Raw genomic sequence first — 12,882 nt, 5'->3', positions numbered from 1 at the left:
AAGAATGGCTAGATATAGAGGTCCAAAAGCAAAAATTTCTAGAAAATTCGGAGAGCCTATCGAAGGACAGAGCAAGGCACTTCAGAAGAAAAACTATCCTCCTGGTCAACACGGAAGAGGAAGAAGAAAGAAGCAATCAGAATATGCAATTCAGCTAGCTGAAAAGCAAAAAGCAAAATACATTTACGGTGTGTTGGAAAGACAATTCGCCAAAATGTTTGGTATTGCTTCCAGAAGGCAAGGGATTACTGGTGAAAACCTTCTCCAATTGCTGGAGGCCCGTCTTGACAATACTGTCTTCAGACTGGGAATTGCCCCGACAAGAAGAGGTGCGAGACAATTGGTTTCTCATAAGCATATATTGGTGAATGGGGAATTGGTAAACATTCCATCATATACATTAAAACCAGGCGATATTGTGTCAGTAAGAGAGCGATCAAAATCGCTGGAGGCGATTACCTCTAGTCTTGCAGGTAGAGCAAACCGTTATTCCTGGTTAGAGTGGGATAATAATTCATTAACTGGTAAGTTTGTAAGTATCCCCTTGAGAGAGGATATCCCTGAAAATATCAAGGAGCAGCTTATCGTCGAATTATACTCTAAGTAATAACTAAACTTTCTGACTTAAAAGAACTATTGATATGTCCATACTTGCATTTCAAATGCCCGAAAAAGTGGTGATGGAAAAAGCCGATGATTTCCATGGTTTGTTCACTTTTAAGCCACTTGAAAAAGGTTACGGGGTTACAATTGGTAATGCGCTGAGAAGAATCTTGCTCTCTTCCCTTGAGGGCTACGCCATCACCTCGGTGAAATTACCTGGTGTAGTTCATGAATTTTCTACTATCGAGGGGGTTGTGGAAGACGTAACTGATATTATCCTTAACCTAAAACAGGTGAGGTTTAAAAAGATCCATGATTCCATCGATGGCAAAATTACTGTGGAAGTAAAGAACCAAGATGTTTTTACTGCTGGAGATATCGCTAAGTTCACCTCTTCTTTTGAGGTATTGAATCCGGATTTGGTCATTTGCCATCTGGATGAGTCCAAGAGCTTTGAGATTGAGCTGACTGTGGAGAAAGGTAGAGGATACCTTCCTGCAGAGGAATCAAAACCAAAAGAGCAGGTGTTTGGAGTGATTCCGATCGATGCGATCTTCACTCCTATCAAAAACGTTAAATATAGCGTAGAGAACACCAGGGTAGAACAAAAGACCGACTTTGAAAAGTTGGTTCTGGAAGTAAGCACTGACGGTTCTATTCACCCTGAAAAAGCGCTTCAGGAATCAGCGAAGATTCTGATACAGCACTTTATGTTGTTCTCTGACCAGACCATGGTCATTGATACTCCAGGCGGAGATTCTCCTGAGCCGATAGACGAAGAATTCCTTCACATGCGTAAGTTGCTTAAAACTCCGCTTAGTGATCTGGATCTATCTGTCAGGGCATTTAACTGCCTGAAAGCTGCCGATGTAAAAACATTGGGAGACTTAGCGAAACTGGAGATTTCTGATATGATGAAATTCAGAAACTTCGGTAAAAAATCCTTAGCGGAACTGGAACAACTTATCCAAGAGAAAGGCTTGCAGTTCGGCATGGACATATCTAAGTATAAACTTGACGAAGAATAATAAACGATGAGACACGGTAAGAAATTCAACCACCTTGGAAGAAAAGCTTCCCACAGAAAGGCTATGCTTTCTAATATGGCAGCTTCTCTTATTCTTCACAAACGTATTTCTACTACGCTTGCCAAGGCCAAGGAATTAAGAAAATATGTAGAGCCTCTAGTGACTAGAGCCAAAGAAGATACTACACATAACAGACGTATTGCCTTCTCCTACCTTCAAGACAAAGATGCTATCAAGGTACTTTTTGGTGAAGTGATTGAGAAAGTGGCCAATAGACCTGGTGGGTACACCCGTATTATCAAAACTGGATTCCGTCTAGGTGATAATGCTGAAATGTGTATCATTGAGCTTGTTGATTTCAACGAATTGATGTTGAAAGAAGCTAAGCCTGAGAAGAAAAAGACAAGAAGAAGCCGTCGTGGATCGGGGAGTTCAGCATCCAGTGAAGGAGCTGAAGCTGCTGCGGAAGCGAAGGCTGAAGGTACTGAGGAACCTGCTGCTGAAGCTAAGGAAGAGAAAGCTCCTAAAGCTAAAAAGAAGGCTGCAGAACCTAAGGCTAAAAAAGCTGAAGAAAAGCCTGCAGATGATTCATCTGCAGAAGGTAATGCCGATTCAGACGAGGAAACAAAATCTGAATAATCGATGCATTCATTATATTAAATATAAAAGGGGTTGGACTTTAGTTCAATCCCTTTTTTATTATCCTTTTCAAAAAATATCTGTCTCTTAGTGATAAAATCCTTAAATTTGGGCATTCAATTTCAATAAATGGACAAACAAAAAGCAACACTCCTTCTTGAGGATGGTACCGTATTCTACGGTACATTGATCGGTAAGCATGGTACAAACGGTGGCGAGATCTGCTTTAACACAGGTATGACCGGGTATCAGGAAATCTACACAGACCCTTCCTATACGGGGCAAATAGTAGTAACCACTACACCACATATTGGTAATTATGGTGTGATTGATTCTGAAATGGAATCTGATGGCCCAACGATTGCCAGTATAGTGGTCAATAGCTTTTCGGAAGTGTACAGTAGGCTTGATGCCTCACAGTCATTGCAAGAGTACTTGGTAAGTAACTCCATCACTGGTATAGCTGATGTCGATACCCGGAAAATAGTAAGGCATATCAGGTCTAAAGGTGCCATGAATGCTATTATCAGTTCAGAATATGATAACCTTGATGATCTGAAGAAAGTACTTGAGAGTGTACCTTCCATGGAAGGATTAGAACTCTCTTCTAAAGTATGTACCAAAGAGCCTTATTATGTAGGTGATGAAAATTCAGCTATTAAAGTGGCCTGTGTGGATTATGGTATCAAGAAGAATATTCTTCGAAACCTAGCTGCTCGTGGGGTTTATTGTAAGGTTTTTCCTGCAAAAACTGCTGTTTCAGAGATGGAAGCATGGCAACCCAATGCCTATTTTCTTTCCAATGGCCCTGGGGATCCTGCAGTAATGGATTATGCCGTAGATACCGTGAAAGAGATTCTGGCTTTGAACAAGCCGGTTTTCGGTATTTGCCTAGGCCATCAGTTGATAGCCGAAGCGGTAGGGATCAAGACCTATAAAATGCACCATGGCCATAGGGGAATTAACCATCCTATCAAGAATTTAGTAACCGGAAAAAGTGAAATTACCTCACAAAATCACGGGTTTAATATCGTTAGGGAAGACAGCGAAGGGCATCCAGGAATAGAGATCACCCATGTTCACCTAAATGATAATACGGTAGCCGGTATCAAATTAAAAGATAGACCTGCATTTTCTGTGCAATATCACCCAGAATCTGCGCCAGGGCCACACGATTCCAGGTATCTGTTTGATGATTTTATTTCTTTAATCAACAATAATTAATACAACCTATAAACCTTTTAGCATTATGACTTTGATTACAGCAATTCATGCTAGACAAATTTTAGATTCCAGGGGCAACCCCACCGTGGAAGTAGATGTGGAAACTGAAAGTGGCGCTTTTGGAAGAGCCGCCGTGCCAAGTGGGGCTTCTACTGGTGTCAATGAGGCTGTAGAGCTTCGTGATGGAGATAAAAGCAAATACTTGGGTAAAGGAGTGCTACAGGCAGTAAAAAATGTAAATGAAATCATCCAGCCGGAATTGATCGGTCAATCTGTTTTTGATCAAAGAGGTATCGATGAGTTGATGATTCAGTTGGATGGAACTGATACAAAATCAAAATTGGGAGCCAATGCTATCTTGGGTGTGTCCTTGGCAGTAGCCAAAGCCGCAGCCGATGACCTTGGTCTGCCATTGTTCAGGTATGTGGGTGGCGTCAACGCCAAGACCCTTCCTGTGCCAATGATGAATATCATCAATGGTGGTTCACACTCTGATGCGCCTATCGCATTCCAAGAGTTTATGATCCGACCAGTAGGCGCACCAAACTTCTCTGAGGCCATGAGAACGGGAGCTGAAATCTTCCATAATCTTAAGAAGATCCTTCACGACAAAGGCCTTAGTACCGCCGTAGGTGATGAAGGTGGTTTTGCACCAAACTTCTCCGGAGGCACTGAAGAGGCCCTTAACTGCATCTTGGATGCCATTACCAAGGCTGGATATAAGCCAGGTGATGATGTGACCATTGCGCTTGATTGTGCTGCTTCTGAGTTCTTTGAGGACGGAAAATATAACTACAAGAAATTTGAGGGAGATACTGGTGTTACCAGAAACAGAGAAGAACAAGTAGCATATCTTGCCGAACTTACCGAAAAGTACCCGATTGACTCTATCGAAGATGGATGTGGTGAAGAAGATTGGGAAGGCTGGGCAATGCTTACTGCCAAAATCGGAGATAAGGTGCAGCTGGTAGGCGATGACCTTTTCGTGACCAATGTGAAATTCCTTCAAAGGGGTATCGAAGAAAAATCTGCCAATTCTATCCTGATCAAAGTAAACCAAATCGGTACGTTGACGGAAACATTGGAAGCAATTGATTTGGCTCACAAGGCTGGATTTACTGCTGTAATGTCCCACAGATCAGGTGAAACAGAAGACAGCACTATAGCTGATCTTGCCGTTGCTTGCAATACTGGACAGATCAAAACCGGTTCTGCTTCCCGTTCTGACAGAATGGCCAAGTACAACCAGTTGCTAAGAATAGAAGAGCTTTTGGGCGATACTGCTTATTTCCCTAAGAAATAAACGTCCAATCCAAACTAATAACTGTAGAAGCACTCCGAGAAGTCGGAGTGCTTTTTTTATTTGGAATGGTGAAGCCGGAATATAGCCGATCTATTGCGACCTGATCCGCGGCGGACAAAATCAGCTCTTTGCTTTAGTTTTCTGTATTTGACCTAGCGGTGCTACACTGAAACCTCTTAATTACCCTTATTGCATATAACTGTTTTAAGATTAGTCCCCACTATTTTATATATTTGTCATAAGTACAAATGCGAGTCTTATGGCCAAATACCTCAAATACACTAAAAACTTCTATTTTATATTCACCGTACTTTTTGTGGTTTGGATGGTGTTTATTGATAATAATGATATTATCAGCCAGTTTAAGTTGCGCTCAAAGCTTAACAGTCTTCAGGACCAAAAAGAGTTTTATCAGGAGCGAAAAGAAAAAATACAGGCCGAAAGAGAAGAATTACTCAGTAATTATGAACTTTTGGAAAAGTTTGCTCGTGAAAGATACTTGATGAAGAAAAAAACTGAAGACCTATATGTTATTGTTGAAGAATAAAAGTGTCCTGCTGACATGTTTGGTGGGCCTATTTTTGATGGTTTCCCATTCCAAAACGTTTGCTCAGATCGAGTATTATCAGGAAGAAAATGAAAAGGTGCCTCTTAGTGAACGACTGTATTTTGGAGGGAACTTGGGCTTGCAGTTTGGGTATGTAACCTATATTGAAGTTTCGCCTTTGGTGGGAGTGATGGTCACAGACCGATACTCGGCTGGTCTGGGCATCACTTATCAATACCTTAAGTATAAGGACTTTGGCGAATCATCCAATGTGTATGGCGGAAGGATATTTAACCGTTATAATATACTTCCCAATCTATTTGCCCATGCCGAATATGAAAATTTGAGTGTGGAAGCCTATAAGCAGGATGATTTTGGCAGAATAGTCTCCGAACGGGAGTGGGTGCCCGGGTTGTTTTTAGGAGGGGGCTACTTTGTGCCCTTTGGGAGACGTGGAGGAATGAACTTTACATTACTGTATAATGTCCTTTATGATAATCAAAATTTGATCTATACTGAACCATATGTGATCAGACTAGGTTTTGTTCTATAACTGCTAACGATTACAATGGAACATAGAGAATTATTTATCGATAAAATTCATGACGCTCACAAACAATGTCCTGACTGTCCTTCTCCAAAGAGAGTACAAGAATTTTTTGAGGGGGTTTTGGGAATACTATTTCCAGAATATGCTGTTAAAATTCTTCAAGACAAGCAAGAGATAGCGGATAGACTCCAGTTTTATGAAGTCCAATTACAGGGTATCCTAGGGAGGAACAAGCAACTTATTGACGCTGATGGCGAGGAGGTGGCCCATGCCTTTTTTGTCAAGCTGTCTGATGTTTATGATGCTATACAGGAGGATGTTGAGGCGATGTTTGAAGGGGATCCAGCAGCCAATAGCAAAACAGAAGTGATCAGGAGTTATCCTGGGTTTTATGCCATTGCTGCTTACCGAATCGCCCATTTGCTCCAAGAGCAAGGTGTGGCACTTATTCCTCGCATGATCACGGAATTTGCCCACAGTAAAACAGGGATAGATATTCACCCTGGGGCTGAGATAGGCCGCTACTTTTGCATCGATCACGGTACAGGAGTAGTAGTAGGGGAGACAACTAGGATAGGTGACCATGTGAAATTATATCAGGGCGTGACCCTAGGTGCATTGAGTGTCAATAAGGAAGATGCTGATATCCAACGTCATCCGACCATTGAGAATCATGTGGTCATCTATGCGGGAGCGACAATTTTGGGAGGAAAGACCGTCATCGGAGCGGAGAGTGTGATTGGGGGGAATGTATGGCTTACCAAAAGTATTCCCGCCAAAAGCAAAATCTATTATCAGACCAAAATGTACGATGCCAGTGCAGAGACCACTGATATGTATGTTTTTAAAAATGATGCCTAATACATGAAGTTATTTGAGTTGATCGGCAATACACCGCTTGTTGAGCTAGAACATATTCCCACCAACCCCAACGTAAAGATCTATTGTAAACTGGAGGGGCAAAACCCCGGTGGTAGTGTGAAAGACCGTGCAGCCTATAGCATGATCAAAAGGGCCATGGATCGTGGAGATATTAAAAAGGGAGACAAAATAGTAGAGGCGACCAGTGGCAATACGGGCATTGCCTTGGCGATGATAGCAAAGGTCCTTGGTGTGGAAATGATCTTGATCATGCCAGATAATTCGACTCGCGAAAGGGTCGTTTCCATGGAGGCGTACGGAGCAGAAGTCATCTTGACCCCAGCAGCCAAAACCATTGAATACTCCAGGACACTTGCCGAAGAGATGGCTGAAAAGGAAGGGTATTATATTTTGAACCAATTTGCCAATCCTGATAATTATCAAGCTCATTATGAGGGGACAGGGCCTGAGATCATGCGGGATACCAATGGTGAGATTACCCATTTTGTTTCCGCTATGGGGACTACAGGGACCATCATGGGAGTTTCCCGGTACCTAAAAGAGCAAGATCCTACAATTCAAATCGTTGGTACGCAACCTACCGATGGCTCTAGTATACCGGGGATCAGAAGATGGTCACCCGAGTTTTTGCCCAAAATATACGATTCCAAACGCGTGGATCAGATCATCGATGTAAGTCAGGATGAGGCAACTGAAATGACACGACGAATGGCCAAAGAAGAAGGAATACTGGCAGGTATGAGCAGCGGTGGAGCACTGCATGCCGCAGTGAAGCTCGCCGAAACATTGGATGATGGGGTGATCGTCTGCATTACCTGCGACCGTGGTGACCGTTACCTGAGCTCTGATTTATTTGGGTGAATTTTTTTAGAAGTGCATTCCCGGATTTGGCAATTGTACACTGATTTTTGGCGTTGAGAGAACGATTTTGGATGTAATCCAGTTGGTAAGAAAACGACAATGAATAGTGCAATGAAGAATATCAAACCACTGGGTGAAATAGCTTTTTCCGTACTGGATTTGGCCATCATTAAAGAACAGCATGATGCTACTGATGCCTTCGCTAGGAGCTTGGGCCTAGCGAAGCATGCCGAAAAATGGGGCTATAAGCGTTTTTGGCTGGCAGAGCATCACAATATGGTCAGCGTAGGGAGTTCTGCTACGGCTGTTTTGATCGGACATATCGCAGGAGGGACCAAAAGTATCCGCGTTGGATCAGGAGGGATCATGCTGCCTAATCATGCTCCACTGATGGTGGCAGAGCAATTTGGCACCTTGGCATCCCTTTATCCCGAGCGAATCGATCTTGGACTGGGAAGAGCTCCTGGTACCGATCAGACAACTGCTAGGGCGTTAAGGCGGGATCGTTTAGAGACAGTAGAGGAGTTTCCTAGGGAGCTGGAAGAACTTCAGCTTTATCTTTCCGATGAAAACATCGACGGTAAGGTTCGGGCCATTCCAGGTGAAGGACTAGATATCCCTATTTATCTGTTGGGAAGTAGCATGAGCAGTGCAGTGCTCGCAGCCAAGAAGGGGTTGCCTTATGCTTTTGCGAGTCATTTTGCACCTGCACAATTTTTGGATGCTGTTCGCTATTATCGGGATAATTTCCAGCCTTCTGAGTATTTAAAGCATCCCCATGTGATTTCCTGTGTCAATGTAATTGCTGCAGAAACGGATAAAGAAGCCCATAAGATGGCTACTTCCTTTTACCAAATGGCGTTGGGGATTGTGAGAAGAAAATCCTATCCATTGAGACCTCCGGTGGATACGATGGACGGTTTGTGGACAGAAGCGGAAGCAGCTGCGATCAACCAGATGATGGCCTGTAGTTTTGTAGGATCAGCCGCTACAGTTCGGGAAGACTTGGAGCATTTTCAGGAAATTGCCCAAGTAGATGAAATCATGATCTGTTCTCATATTTATGACCATGAAGCACGTTTAAAATCCTATGAGTTGGCAGCATCATGTTTTAGAGAGCCTGCGAATGCACGTTGATTTGCGCACTTTAGCGAAAGTAGTTTGACCCAGAGTTCTACAGGATGAATCTTCTTGGGAGTAACTTTGCTCCATGAGATTAAAATCGTAAATTCACCATAATACAAACTTTAGGGGTGTCCCAGCTGGGACTGAGATGAGACCCTTTGAACCTGATGCGGATGATGCCGACGAAGGAAAAAGTTATCCTTTCTTACAGGCTTTTGCCTGTATGGTTTGCAGGTTCCCTAAAGTTTTTTAAGCTAATGGATATGAAGGAATCTGTAATAAAAAATCTAAAAATACTGAGAGAAAAAGGCCCCTTGGTGCAAAGTATCACTAATTACGTGGTCATGAACAATACAGCCAATGCCCTATTGGCCATAGGAGCCTCTCCGATCATGGCACATGCCAAGCTGGAGATGGCGGATATGGTCAAAATCGTCAATGCGTTAGTGGTCAATATTGGAACATTGGACGAGTTTTGGGTGGACAGCATGTTACTGGCAGCCAAGGAAGCCAATGAACGGAATACTCCGTGGGTCTTGGATCCTGTGGGGGCTGGAGCTACGCCGTACCGAAATGATACTTTGACGCGGCTGTTGACCTTTAGGCCGACCATTATCCGTGGAAATGCCTCTGAAATCATGGCTTTGGCAAAGGCAAATGTGCAGACCAAGGGAGTGGACAGCGCCCATTCTTCTGATGAGGCCTTGGCATTTGGTAAACAACTTTCCAAGGAGGCATCCGCAGTGGTGTGCATTTCCGGTGCAGTGGATTATGTGATTGACGGCGATAAGTTGACTCGGATCAAGAACGGCCACGAACTGATGGGAAAAGTAACGGGGATGGGCTGTACTGCGACTGCTTTGGTGGCAGCATTCGCAGCAGTGGAACCTGATCCTTATCTGGCGACTGTTGCGGGAATGACCGTTATGGGGCTTGCAGGTGAAATAGCTGCTAGAAAAGCAGAAGGACCTGGGACACTTCAATTGTACTTATACGATGCCCTCTACCACCTCAAGGAAAGTGAAGTGAAGCAATGGGCAAAAGTGGAAGAAAGCGATGACTGAACCTCCATTTCCTTACCGACTTTATCTAGTGACCGATCAACAAGCATGCCTTGGCAGGGATTTTTTTTGGGTGCTGGAAGAGGCCCTAAAAGGTGGCGTGGACTTGGTGCAATTGCGGGAAAAGGAACTTCCAGCGGGAGCCTTTTTAGATAAGGCACTTAAGGTAAAGTCACTTTGTGATCGGTACGAAGTCCCGTTAATCATCAATGACAGTTTAGAAATAGCCAAAGAAACAGCTGCCCACGGAGTGCATATCGGGCAATCGGACAGTAGTATGAATGCTGCTAAAGCTTTTTTAGGCGAGCAATTCCCTGTTGGACTTTCCTTGGAGCAGATGGATGAATTGGACGACGGAGATGCTGAAAAAGCGTGGTATTACGGAGTCAGCCCTATCTTTTCTACACCGACAAAGCCTGATACCCGTTTTGAATGGGGGTTGGGTGGGTTAAGCAAACTTAGAAAGTCTACTGCAAAACCATTGGTGGCCATCGGGAATATCAATGTGTTCAACGCAGTAGATGTTCTCCGTGCAGGGGCAGACTGTCTTGCGGTGGTGTCAGCTATTTGCAGTGCAGATAGCCCGGCCAAAGCAGCAGAGAGCTTTCGCACCCAAATCGAAAAAGTAAAATGAGCAATATGATAAAGACCTATGTTCCTGTACTGACCATTGCTGGGTCAGACAGTGGCGGTGGAGCAGGCATTCAAGCAGACCTGAAGACATTTTCTGCCTTGGGTTGTTTTGGTACCAGTGTCATTACGGCAACGACGGCCCAAAACACCTTAGGCGTGAAGAGTATCCATGATATTCCCGTACAGCATATAAAAGAGCAGCTGGAGGCGGTGCTTTCGGATATCAGACCGAAGGCCATAAAGATCGGGATGATCAACCGGCCGGAAGTGGTTGAGGTGATTGTGGAAGCACTCGGTCAATACCCTGATATTCCCGTGGTTTTTGATCCTGTCATGGTGGCCACCAGTGGGGACCGTTTGATCAAGGAGGAAACGGTGGAGGTATTGAAAAAAGAACTTTTTCCTATTTCGCATATCATCACGCCCAACATGGACGAAGCGGCAGTGCTTATAGGCAAGGCAGTGGATTCGCTTCCTGAGATGGAAAAAGCAGCTAGCCAATTATTGACATACGGATCGGCCTTCGTGTTGGTCAAAGGGGGGCATCTAAATGGTGATTCCGTGGCTGATGTCCTTTGTGGCCATGATGGCCAAATGCAGGTCTTTAAAAGTGAAAAAATAACTACTGGCAATGTCCATGGAACAGGCTGCACGTTGTCGTCTGCCATAGCCGTTTTTCTGGCAAAAGGGATGGAAGTGGAAAAAGCAGTGGAGCTGGCGAGGAACTTCGTCTTTCAGGCAATTGATGCTGGGAAAACCGTCAAAACAGGTCAGGGAAGTGGGCCTTTAAATCACTTCCACCAACCAAAAAAAATGATTATCCATGAGCTGGACCAGTGAAGCATGGAAGCGAATCGCTCCCCTTTATGACAAGGTCATTCATATGCCTTTTAATCAAGAATTGCAGAGCGGCACACTTCCGAAGGAAACGTTTAAATTTTATATGGCTCAGGATGCTTTTTACCTGGGCGAATTTGGCAAGGCCCTCAGCACGATCAGCGGTCGTTTGAACGACTTGGATAAGGTGTTGGCATTTTCCGAATTTGCCGCTGGTGCCATCGTGGTGGAGAGAGCACTCCATGAGAGCTATTTCAAGACTTTGGGATTGCCTGATGAAGTAGATCCTTCACCATCCTGCCTGCTTTATACCAATTATATCAGAAATCAGGCAAGTTTTGCCAACATAGAGAAGGCAGTGGCAGCTATATTGCCTTGTTTTTGGATTTATAAAGAAGTAGGTGATTATATCTATGCACAACAAGGTTCAAGTGAAAATCCCTATAAAAACTGGATAGATACTTATGCCGGAGAGGAATTTGCCACTTCAGTCGCCAAGGCACTCGAAATCACCGACCAACTGGCAGAGAAAGCCAGCCCCGCAGCACGCGAGGAGATGTTTGAGGCATTTGAAATGGCATCTAAGCTGGAATGGATGTTTTGGGACAGTGCCTACCGCTTAGAGAAGTGGCCTGTTTAGGGACGTTAGGGGGAGACGCGGACACGTTACTTTTACAGTTGTGAAGGGAATGCGTCTGCTTTATTGGTTGCCTCAGCTTTTCTACTTGGTTTTGGATCAGGTATAGGTGATTTGAATCAAGTGATTAGAGATAAAAAAAGAAATCTGCTTCATATCGAGCAGATTTCTTTGGTTGGTGGCTTTATGAGTGAATAAAGGGTTATTCTTCAGTTATTTCCTCCCCTTCTTCATCGTATTTTTTGACGATGGTCTCTTCTTCCATTCCGAAGTGGGCTTCGTAGGTAATCGAGCCATCCATGTCAGTTACCTTATATGCCTTCGTAATGGGCATGGTCTTTAGTTCTTCGTCATCCAGAATGGCTTCTTTTACTTTTTGAGGTAAATCTTCAGGAACAATCTCTACTCTATTGTCTTGGTGGATGGTGGTTTGAGCGTGTAAAATAGCAGACGGAGAGTTTACTGTTCCGAAGGACATCATTGCCCCCATGGCGAATATTAATGCTAGCTTTTTCATGGTTGTTTTAGTTTGGTTAGTTTTCATTTAGTAGTAGCGAGAAGCCAAGATCCATTTGTTAATTTGGCCTGTGAAACCTGATTCAGGTTTTTCCAAGCTGGATACTTCTGCTACTTTTATGGGCTTACTGCTAATCTTCAGAGCAAGCTTGGATTGATAATGTTCATTTTTTATGCCAACACGAGAAATGGGTTTTACTGCCCTCTTGACTAGGTTTTATCGAGCTGTTGTGTAGTATGTTTTGTACAGATTGTAGAAATACGTAAATATTTTAGATCTAGGAATGTGGTTTGGACTTGTTTTGGGGAGGGGATTCGAAAAAGTTATGGAGGATCAATATAATTTGTTTCGGAAGAATTTGAAACTTTCTTATTTTTGAATTACCACAATGGTGGTGAGGTTTTACTATGAGAATCAGTTAGCTTTAGTTTTTAG

Annotated in this window: 15 protein-coding genes and 1 riboswitch; of the genes, 14 read left to right on the top strand and 1 reads right to left on the bottom strand. The window is 43.6% G+C overall.

Annotated features, from left to right (window positions below; all coding sequences use genetic code 11):
• The first annotated feature begins 4 nt into the window (after positions 1-4).
• The 14 genes from rpsD to tenA all read left to right on the top strand — a co-directional run bounded on the left by rpsD (position 5) and on the right by tenA (position 11,933).
• Positions 5-607, top strand: coding sequence for a 30S ribosomal protein S4 (rpsD, locus tag DN752_RS07685; protein WP_112783411.1), 603 nt, complete (start codon positions 5-7; stop codon positions 605-607).
• A 34-nt stretch (positions 608-641) separates the two neighbouring features.
• Complete coding sequence (locus DN752_RS07680) at positions 642-1,631, top strand: DNA-directed RNA polymerase subunit alpha (protein WP_112783410.1); 990 nt, start codon at positions 642-644, stop codon at positions 1,629-1,631.
• A gap of 6 nt (positions 1,632-1,637) precedes the next feature.
• Positions 1,638-2,270 carry a 50S ribosomal protein L17 gene (gene rplQ, locus DN752_RS07675; RefSeq protein WP_112783409.1) on the top strand — a complete coding sequence of 211 codons (633 nt, stop codon included), beginning with the start codon at positions 1,638-1,640 and terminating at the stop codon, positions 2,268-2,270.
• Between the two features lie 129 nt (positions 2,271-2,399).
• Positions 2,400-3,494: a glutamine-hydrolyzing carbamoyl-phosphate synthase small subunit gene (gene carA, locus DN752_RS07670; RefSeq protein WP_112783408.1), complete on the top strand. Its 1,095-nt coding sequence runs from the start codon at positions 2,400-2,402 to the stop codon at positions 3,492-3,494.
• 25 nt (positions 3,495-3,519) lie between these two features.
• Complete coding sequence (eno, locus tag DN752_RS07665) at positions 3,520-4,797, top strand: phosphopyruvate hydratase (RefSeq protein WP_112783407.1); 1,278 nt, start codon at positions 3,520-3,522, stop codon at positions 4,795-4,797.
• A gap of 259 nt (positions 4,798-5,056) precedes the next feature.
• Entirely contained in the window at positions 5,057-5,344 is a 288-nt protein-coding gene (locus DN752_RS07660; protein WP_112783406.1) for an FtsB family cell division protein, read from the top strand.
• Positions 5,325-5,897: a hypothetical protein gene (locus tag DN752_RS07655; RefSeq protein WP_112783405.1), complete on the top strand. Its 573-nt coding sequence runs from the start codon at positions 5,325-5,327 to the stop codon at positions 5,895-5,897. Before DN752_RS07660 ends, DN752_RS07655 begins: the two co-directional genes overlap by 20 nt.
• Before the next feature lie 15 nt (positions 5,898-5,912).
• Positions 5,913-6,755: a serine O-acetyltransferase gene (locus DN752_RS07650; protein WP_112783404.1), complete on the top strand. Its 843-nt coding sequence runs from the start codon at positions 5,913-5,915 to the stop codon at positions 6,753-6,755.
• A 3-nt stretch (positions 6,756-6,758) separates the two neighbouring features.
• Positions 6,759-7,637: a cysteine synthase CysM gene (cysM, locus tag DN752_RS07645; protein WP_112783403.1), complete on the top strand. Its 879-nt coding sequence runs from the start codon at positions 6,759-6,761 to the stop codon at positions 7,635-7,637.
• 111 nt (positions 7,638-7,748) lie between these two features.
• A complete protein-coding gene (locus DN752_RS07640; RefSeq protein ID WP_112786460.1) occupies positions 7,749-8,774 on the top strand; it encodes an LLM class flavin-dependent oxidoreductase in 1,026 nt (341 codons plus the stop codon).
• Positions 8,775-8,876: 102 nt separating this feature from the next.
• Positions 8,877-8,970, top strand: a riboswitch (TPP riboswitch).
• 55 nt (positions 8,971-9,025) lie between these two features.
• Positions 9,026-9,826: a hydroxyethylthiazole kinase gene (gene thiM, locus DN752_RS07635; RefSeq protein ID WP_112786459.1), complete on the top strand. Its 801-nt coding sequence runs from the start codon at positions 9,026-9,028 to the stop codon at positions 9,824-9,826.
• A complete protein-coding gene (gene thiE, locus DN752_RS07630) occupies positions 9,819-10,457 on the top strand; it encodes a thiamine phosphate synthase (RefSeq protein ID WP_112783402.1) in 639 nt (212 codons plus the stop codon). The genes thiM and thiE overlap by 8 nt, the downstream gene beginning before the upstream one ends.
• The gene (gene thiD / locus DN752_RS07625; protein ID WP_112783401.1) at positions 10,454-11,296 is read left to right on the top strand and encodes a bifunctional hydroxymethylpyrimidine kinase/phosphomethylpyrimidine kinase; all 843 of its coding nucleotides are present in this window, start codon (positions 10,454-10,456) and stop codon (positions 11,294-11,296) included. Before thiE ends, thiD begins: the two co-directional genes overlap by 4 nt.
• A complete protein-coding gene (gene tenA, locus DN752_RS07620) occupies positions 11,280-11,933 on the top strand; it encodes a thiaminase II (protein ID WP_112783400.1) in 654 nt (217 codons plus the stop codon). The genes thiD and tenA overlap by 17 nt, the downstream gene beginning before the upstream one ends.
• A gap of 199 nt (positions 11,934-12,132) precedes the next feature.
• Here tenA and DN752_RS07615 read toward each other — a convergent pair whose 3' ends face one another.
• The gene (locus DN752_RS07615) at positions 12,133-12,447 is read right to left on the bottom strand and encodes a hypothetical protein (RefSeq protein ID WP_162633154.1); all 315 of its coding nucleotides are present in this window, start codon (positions 12,445-12,447) and stop codon (positions 12,133-12,135) included.
• Positions 12,448-12,882 lie beyond the last annotated feature (435 nt).

The organism is Echinicola strongylocentroti, from assembly GCF_003260975.1.
Taxonomy (GTDB): domain Bacteria; phylum Bacteroidota; class Bacteroidia; order Cytophagales; family Cyclobacteriaceae; genus Echinicola; species Echinicola strongylocentroti.
The sequence above is the reverse complement of the archived record's forward strand: the minus strand, read 5'-3'. Positions and strand labels throughout refer to the sequence as shown.

What these genes read in the sequence shown, in the direction of transcription:
- thiD (WP_112783401.1), top strand. Translation starts at nt 10,454, where the DNA reads ATGAGCAATATGATAAAGACCTATGTTCCTGTACTGACCATTGCTGGG.
- DN752_RS07655 (WP_112783405.1), top strand. Translation starts at nt 5,325, where the DNA reads ATGTTATTGTTGAAGAATAAAAGTGTCCTGCTGACATGTTTGGTGGGC.
- thiM (WP_112786459.1), top strand. Translation starts at nt 9,026, where the DNA reads ATGAAGGAATCTGTAATAAAAAATCTAAAAATACTGAGAGAAAAAGGC.
- DN752_RS07680 (WP_112783410.1), top strand. Translation starts at nt 642, where the DNA reads ATGTCCATACTTGCATTTCAAATGCCCGAAAAAGTGGTGATGGAAAAA.
- tenA (WP_112783400.1), top strand. Translation starts at nt 11,280, where the DNA reads ATGAGCTGGACCAGTGAAGCATGGAAGCGAATCGCTCCCCTTTATGAC.
- cysM (WP_112783403.1), top strand. Translation starts at nt 6,759, where the DNA reads ATGAAGTTATTTGAGTTGATCGGCAATACACCGCTTGTTGAGCTAGAA.
- rpsD (WP_112783411.1), top strand. Translation starts at nt 5, where the DNA reads ATGGCTAGATATAGAGGTCCAAAAGCAAAAATTTCTAGAAAATTCGGA.
- DN752_RS07640 (WP_112786460.1), top strand. Translation starts at nt 7,749, where the DNA reads ATGAAGAATATCAAACCACTGGGTGAAATAGCTTTTTCCGTACTGGAT.
- thiE (WP_112783402.1), top strand. Translation starts at nt 9,819, where the DNA reads ATGACTGAACCTCCATTTCCTTACCGACTTTATCTAGTGACCGATCAA.
- DN752_RS07615 (WP_162633154.1), bottom strand. Translation starts at nt 12,447, where the DNA reads ATGAAAAAGCTAGCATTAATATTCGCCATGGGGGCAATGATGTCCTTC.
- rplQ (WP_112783409.1), top strand. Translation starts at nt 1,638, where the DNA reads ATGAGACACGGTAAGAAATTCAACCACCTTGGAAGAAAAGCTTCCCAC.
- eno (WP_112783407.1), top strand. Translation starts at nt 3,520, where the DNA reads ATGACTTTGATTACAGCAATTCATGCTAGACAAATTTTAGATTCCAGG.
- DN752_RS07650 (WP_112783404.1), top strand. Translation starts at nt 5,913, where the DNA reads ATGGAACATAGAGAATTATTTATCGATAAAATTCATGACGCTCACAAA.
- carA (WP_112783408.1), top strand. Translation starts at nt 2,400, where the DNA reads ATGGACAAACAAAAAGCAACACTCCTTCTTGAGGATGGTACCGTATTC.
- DN752_RS07660 (WP_112783406.1), top strand. Translation starts at nt 5,057, where the DNA reads ATGGCCAAATACCTCAAATACACTAAAAACTTCTATTTTATATTCACC.